General features: G+C 67.9%; 4 protein-coding genes. 3 read left to right on the plus strand and 1 reads right to left on the minus strand.

Annotation, left to right across the window (positions count from 1 at the left end; genetic code table 11):
- Both JSV65_02115 and JSV65_02120 read left to right on the plus strand, forming a co-directional pair.
- The coding region (locus JSV65_02115) for a hypothetical protein (protein ID UCH35168.1) at positions 1 to 2,791 on the plus strand (2,791 nt) is incomplete at its 5' end.
- Positions 2,792 to 2,818: 27 nt separating this feature from the next.
- Entirely contained in the window at positions 2,819 to 4,360 is a 1,542-nt protein-coding gene (locus JSV65_02120; GenBank protein UCH35169.1) for a hypothetical protein, read from the plus strand.
- Positions 4,361 to 4,496: 136 nt separating this feature from the next.
- Here JSV65_02120 and JSV65_02125 read toward each other — a convergent pair whose 3' ends face one another.
- Positions 4,497 to 5,783 carry an alpha-L-fucosidase gene (locus tag JSV65_02125; GenBank protein UCH35170.1) on the minus strand — a complete coding sequence of 429 codons (1,287 nt, stop codon included), beginning with the start codon at positions 5,781 to 5,783 and terminating at the stop codon, positions 4,497 to 4,499.
- 260 nt (positions 5,784 to 6,043) lie between these two features.
- Here JSV65_02125 and JSV65_02130 point away from each other — a divergent pair.
- The coding region (locus tag JSV65_02130; GenBank protein ID UCH35171.1) for a hypothetical protein at positions 6,044 to 6,724 on the plus strand (681 nt) is incomplete at its 3' end.

Here is a 6,724-nt window from a genome sequence, read left to right on the forward strand (position 1 = left end):
CGAAGCCTGCGAGCTGGCTCACGGGGCGCTGTCGGACGCGCTGGACTACCTCAGCCGCGCGGCGAAGGCGGCGGCCGCGGCGCACGAGAAGCCGCTGCGCGTGTTCAACGCGCACGGCTGGGATCGCACCGATGTCTGCCGCGTGCGCGTGCCGCTGCCCGCGGGATGGGACGAGTTCGGTTTGCGCGACGCGGGCGGCAAGGCGGTGGCGTGCCAGGTGCTGCGCCGCGACGGCGACGAAGTGGAAATCGCTTTCGTCGCGACCGCGCCGTCCCTGGGGTACGCGACGTACTACCTCACCTCCAAGCCGGAGAAGCCGGCGAGCGCAACCGAGCGCAGGGAAGAGGCGACGATCGAGAGTTCGGCATTTCGCATCACCGCCGACGGCGCGCGGGGCGGCCTGACCTCCCTCTATGACAAGCAGGCGAACCGGGAGCTGCTCGACGGCGCCTCGGAGATGGTGGGCGCCGAGCTCTCGGCGCTGAAGGAGGTGCCGCGGCGACGCGAGACGCAGCACGAGATTTACACGACGGGGCAGAAGCTGCTGGGCCATGAGCGCCCCGCCGAGGCGCACGTGCTGGCGGGCGAGGTGATGCAGACGCTGGTTATCGAGCAGCGTCTGAGCGACACGCTGCCGAAAGCGCGCCACGAGATCAGCCTGATCGAGGGCGTGCCGCGGATTGACTGCCGGGTCATGCTGGAGGATTACCAGTACGAGGACGACCTGTTCGTCGTCACCTACCCGACGAATCTGAGCGGCGCGGTGCCGACGTTCGACGACCGCTACTGCGCGGTGGCGCGCCGTGAAAGTCGGGACCTGCTCGATTTCCGCACCCACCAGATGGTGATGTTCAGCGGCTGCGCAGTGTATCCCGCGGACCGCTGGATGGAATATGGGCCGAGCGTGACGCTCGACCTGGGCGCGTCGGGGAAATGCTCGGTCGGCATGACCGCCATCATCAGCCCGGCGGACGGATCGCTCGCCGAGGCGGCGGACGGGCTGCTGCTCGCGCTGACGACCAAGGGCATCCCGGTGACGCCGTGGCCGGATGTTGACCAGCCGCTCATGGGCACGCTGCTGGCGAACGTCAACGACGACTTGTTGTACAACGATTTCCGGTTCGTGCTGACGACGGCGGCGCACCCCAACCAGTGGGCGGATAAGCTGCTGACTGCGAGCGGCGAGGCCGCAAAGGAGTTCCGCGCGCAGATGGCGGCGGGGCCGGCGGCACTGTTCGTGATTGACGCGGACAATCGCGAGGCGAAACCGATCGCGACGGTCATCCTCGGCGCGCCGGACGGGGCGGGCCTGCGCACGCTCGTGGACGGAATCGCCGAGCAGCTCACGGCAGGGGAGACGGTCAAGCTGCCGGCGATTGCGCGCGATGACGCGGGGAAAGTGGATGACTACGGCGTGTCGTTGGTCAATACCGGCAACATCGCGTGCAGCGTCGAGCGCGGCGGCGTGCTCGCGCTGCTGCTGTGCCATACGTGCCACTGGTATGGAGCGACCGGCAACATTCAAGGCTCCAACTTCGTACCCGAGCAGCGGACGCACGTGTACACCTACTCGCTGTTCCCGCATGCGGGGTCGTGGCGGCAGTCGCGGGCCTACCGGCAGTCGCTCGAGGTCAATGACCCGCTCATCGCGGTGCTCGCAGACGAGACGGGCGACGTGTTGCCCGAGACGGCGAGCTTCCTGAGCGTGGACGCGCCGGGCGTGGTCGTTTCGACGGTGAAGGCGCTCGGCAATCCGCTGGCGGGGATGCAGGGCGACGCGGCGGAGCTGCCGGAGCGGGGCATCGCGCTGCGGTTCCATGAGGCGGACGGCCGCGCGGCGCAGGGGACGTTCCACTTCATGCCGCGGATCAAGCAGGCATGCAAGGTGAATTTGCTGGAGCGCGGCGACGAGAAGGCGGAGAGCGGGGATCACTCGCTGCCGTTCGCCTGCGGCCCGTTCTCGATCGAGACCTACGGCGTGATGACTGAGGCGCTCACGGATAAGCCGATGCCGGCGACGCTCGGCGCGCAGATCGAGGCGGCGCAGCCGGTGTTCGTGCGGTCGTGGGAGCACGACGCGGGCACGATGCCGATGGGATATGAGACGGTGGTCGCGTCCATCGGCCGCGATGTGGAGGATCTGCCCGGCGGCAAGCTGCGGCTGAACGTCAACGTGGTCAACGACTACGTGGACATCCGCGCGTCGGGCACGGTGCATCTGCTTGTGCCCAAGGGCTGGGCCGCGGACGCGACGACGTTCGAATACGATATCGAGCCGCTGGGTCACGCGGTGTTCGGGGCGGTCGTAACGCGGTCGGCGCCGGATGCGGCGGGGCAGATCAAGATCCGCTACGAGCGCGACGGGCAGGAGTACCAAGACGTGTTCGAAGTCGGCAAAGCGGTCGAGCCGGGTTTCTCGATGCGGCTGGAGGAAGGGCGCATCGTCGCCGCCGTCGAGAATCCCGGAACCGAGAGCCTGGAGTGCGAGCTCGCGATTGCGTCGCCGGTGGAGACGTGGCCGGCGGCGGTGGTCGGAGCGCTGTCGATCGCGGAGATCACGCCGCGGACGGTCGGGCTGTCGCTCGCGCGCGGCGAGCGGCGTGAGGTCGTGTTCGAGGTATCGTTGAGCGATGATCCTGTGATGGCGGCGTTCTGGGCGATCGGCAAGCTGATGGTCAACGGGCGGATCTACATGCTGCGAGTTGATCGCCGGGGCCCGGAGCAGCACTGGTCATCGGGCGCATGGTGGGAAGGCGCGCGCACCGGCCGCATCCCGCGCACGTCGGGGTGAGGATGGCCGCGGCGCATGGGATTCCCGATGACGATAGGCAAGCCGCTTCGCGGGATGCGATTGGCTCCGGGAGCGATAACGAGGTGCACGCTTGGCGCTGCCGTCGCTGGGGCGATGTTCGTCGCCGCTCTCTGTCGGCCGGCGATAGGCGCGGCCACGGAGGGGTCCGATCAGGCGCGGCCGCCGCGGGTGCTGGTTGACCTGTCGCACTGCCAGAACGGCGGCGGCGCGCTGCACCGCGATCTTCTCCGCGACATCGGCGCGGAGGCAACGATCAACTACGGGCCCGTGTCGTGGGAGGTGCTCCGCAATTACGACGCGGTGTTGATCACGGGCAGCGGCCCGCGCACGGGTCCTTCCGGCCCCGGTCCGGATGTGCCGTTCACGGCGGACGAGATCGCCGCGGTGTATCGTTTTCTCCGGGACGGCGGCGGAGTGCTGGTGGCGGCTCACGGCAGTCAGTGGCGCGGCTGCCACCGCCTGCCGATGTCGGAGATGGCGCGGAACCAGTTGCTCAAGGAGATGGGCGTCGCGTTCACCGACGGGGTGGCCCGGGGCGAACTGGCGCTGCAGCGACACCCTGCGTTGGCGGAGTCGGATCCCAAAGTCCTGCGGCGCTTGCTCGGGGAGGTGCCGAACCCGCTGGCGGTGACTTCAGCCGGGTTCACGACGCTCGTCGGGACCGCGGACGGCGCGACGGTCGCGGTTGCCGGTGCAGTCGGCCGGGGCAGGCTCATCGTGGTCGGGGCGGATGCGTGGGCGGGATGGGCTGAAATCGCGCAGGACCGATCGAATCGGAGGCTCGTCAAGGGATTCGTGGGCTGGTTGGGCGAGAACCGGTACTCGCGCGTCCACGGAGCGGCGGAGATCCCGCATCAGATTGACCCGCCGGCGCTTTTCGAGAAGCCGGGGCTGAAGCTCTCCGGCCTGCCTGCGCTCGAGCCGAAAGCGAGGATCGTGGCGGGTTGGTGCGCGGAGACAAAGGAGGAGCTTGAGTCGTATCTCGGCATCACGTGCCGGAGCCCGTTCGACATCCGGCTCTTGGTCGGCGACCAGGGCGGGTGGTCGGGCGGGGGGCATATCGGCATCCCCGCGTTCGCCAGCGATCTGTCGCTGGTTGCGATTCTCGGCCACGAAATGGGGCACTCGTTCTGGGAGCCTGCGATCCCGCCTGCGTGGTTCAACGAGGTGCTCGCGTGCTGGGTGGGGATGCGCGCGCAGCAGCGCGTGCTCGGGCGCGCGGACGAGGAGTTCTGGAATCTGCGCATGAAGCAGTGGCGGGAGGTGGATGCGGACGGGCTGAGCCTCGACCTGACGTCGTTCACCGGTTTCGTGCCGCCGTCTCACACCGGCAAAGGCCTGTGGGTTATCTCGGAACTCGAACGAGCGTACGGCACGGACTTCATCGCCCGTTTCGAGCGGATCGTGCGCGCCGATGCGCGAGCCCACAAGCTGATGTCCACCGAGGAGCTGGTGTACTTCCTCGGGCGCGCGGCGGGAGACAATCTCGGGCCGTGGTTCCGCACGCTCGGGACGACGGTGACCACGGACGACCCGTTCGCGCAGTGACGATGGCGCGCGAGTTTCAGCCGCCTTCGGCGACTCACTCCCGCTTTCAAAAGCGGCGATGAATCGCCGCACTCCAAAGCAACCGCGAGGGAGGCGCGCAGTAACCTCCCGCGCGGTGCCCCTGCCGGTGCGGCCGCTACTTCAGGTACAGTTCGATGACGGGCACGGTGACGTCGGGCTTGCGAACCGGCAGGTTGAGCATGAGCGTGTTGCGCGGCTTGCCGTCGGGGCCGGGTTCCTTGGCATCGGCTTCGCTCATGCCGACCTCGGAGGCGTCGTTGAGGAGTTGCGCGTATTCGACCTTCCCCGCGAAGCCGTCGAGGTGCAGGCGCACGAACGGCCACGCGAAGACGTGGACGTAGAGCCGTTTCTTCTCCGGGTTGTAGGTGAGCCGGCAGTCCTGCGGAGTCGGGAACTCATCGGGCGCCTGGGTGCAGCCGTAGATCGAGCGGCTGTGGCGCTTCATCCATTCGCCCATGCCGGCGAGGCGGCTCAATGCGCGCTCGTCGAATTCCCCACGCGCGGTCGGGCCGACGTTGAGCAGCAGATTGCCGCCCTTGCTCACGGTGTCAATGAGCATCTGCACGAGCTGATCCACGCTCTTCCAGCTCGCCTCGTCGCGGTGGTAGCCCCATGAGCCGGAGAACGTCTGGCACGCCTCCCACACCACCGGCTGCCCCTCGAACCTGACCCACTCGCGCGGCTGGTACTGCTCCGGCGTCTTGATGTCCCACCCCTCGTCGAGGTCCATGCGGTCGTTGAGGATGATGTTGGGCGAGAGTTTGCGGATCATCTGATACAGCTCTTCGCTGCGCCAGTCCTGGCGGCCCTTGCCGGTGCCGTCGGGGCGGGGGTAACTGAAGTCGCACCACAGGATATCCGGCCGATGCTCGGTGAGCAGCTCGCGGATCTGCCCGTGCAGGTAGTCCGCGTACTTCATCTGGTCGCGCGACTTGTTGAGTTCGTCGCGGTCGGGGCGGTTGCGCAGCGGGCCGATGTGCGGGTCAACGACGTAGTGGGGGTGGTGCCAGTCAATCAGGGAATGGTAGAAGCCGACGCGCATGTCGCGCTCGCGGAAGGCCGCGACCATGGGGCGCAGGAGGTCTTTGCCGTACGGCGTGTTGGTGACGTTGTAATCCGTGAGCTTGCTGTCCCAGAGGCAGAAGCCCTCGTGGTGCTTGGTGGTGACGACGAAGTACTTCATGCCGGCGTTGGCGGCGGCGGCGGCCCACTGGCGCGGGTCGTAGAGGTCGGGGTCGAACCGCTTGAAGTACTTGTCATAGACTTCGTCGGGAATCTGCTCGTTGTGCTTGACCCACTCGTGGCGGGCGAGGAGCGCGTAGAGCCCCCAGTGAATGAAGAGGCCGAAGCGGTCATGGACGAACCAGCTTGTATCGCCGGGGGTGGGTCTGGTGGTGAGCATCTCGTTGCCTGCCTTGTCGCGAAGCTAGGCAGCGGGATTCTGCGGCGCGCGCTGGGTCTCCTGCTGGGGCTGTGCGTGAGGGGGGACAGTTACCTGTCATTGCGAGCGTGGGCTCACAGCGCCGGGTCCCGGGCGGGCGTTTCCCATTGGCGCGGCGGGAACAGGTCCTGATAGCTAACGTCCGTGCCGCGCCGGGCAGGAAGGGCGGAGCGGCCCCGCGAACCACGTGAATGCGAATCGCATTCCTCACGGAGACGCGCATGACGAACGATCTCGCGACAATTGAACGCGACGAACTCTCGCCCTGCCTGAGACTGACGATCCCCGCCATTGCGATGTGGTTGGGCTGGGGGATACGCGGGCAGATCGGGCATGAGCGCGGGGCGATGATTCCCGGTTCGCTGGTCGGCCTGTCGCTGGCACTGACGGCATCCGATCCCGAAATCCGCCGCCGCGCGGGGCTGCTCGGGGCCGCGGGCGCGATGGGCACCTCGTTCGGCGGGACCGAGACGTACGCCCAGACGATCGGCCTGACGCAGAACGCGACACGCGACGAGACGTACTGGTGGGGGATGCTCGGCCTCGCCGTCAAAGGCGGCGTGTGGATCGGCCTGAGCGGGACGTACCTCGGCATGGCGGTGAGCGAGAAAGACTATACGCCGTTCGAACTGCTGTGGCTGACGGGGACGATGACTGCACTGTGGCATCTCGCCGTGGAGACGGTCAACCGGCCGCACGAGGCGCCGGACGACCTGCCGCGCATCTACTTCTCCGGCCCGCGCGGGGTGGACAAGCCGCGGCCGGAGGTGTGGGCGGGGCAGTGGTTCGCGCTGCTCGGTCTGCTGAGTTACGCGGCGCTGATCAGGAGGGATCGCAGCGCCGCGATCATGGGGGCGTACGGGATACTCGGCGGCGCGGCGGGGTTCGCCGGGGCACAGGCG

The sequence above is a fragment of the Armatimonadota bacterium genome (assembly GCA_020354555.1).
Taxonomy (GTDB): domain Bacteria; phylum Armatimonadota; class Hebobacteria.

Coding starts and splice junctions, on each gene's coding strand:
- JSV65_02120 (UCH35169.1), top strand. CDS start 2,819: ATGACGATAGGCAAGCCGCTTCGCGGGATGCGATTGGCTCCGGGAGCG.
- JSV65_02125 (UCH35170.1), bottom strand. CDS start 5,783: ATGCTCACCACCAGACCCACCCCCGGCGATACAAGCTGGTTCGTCCAT.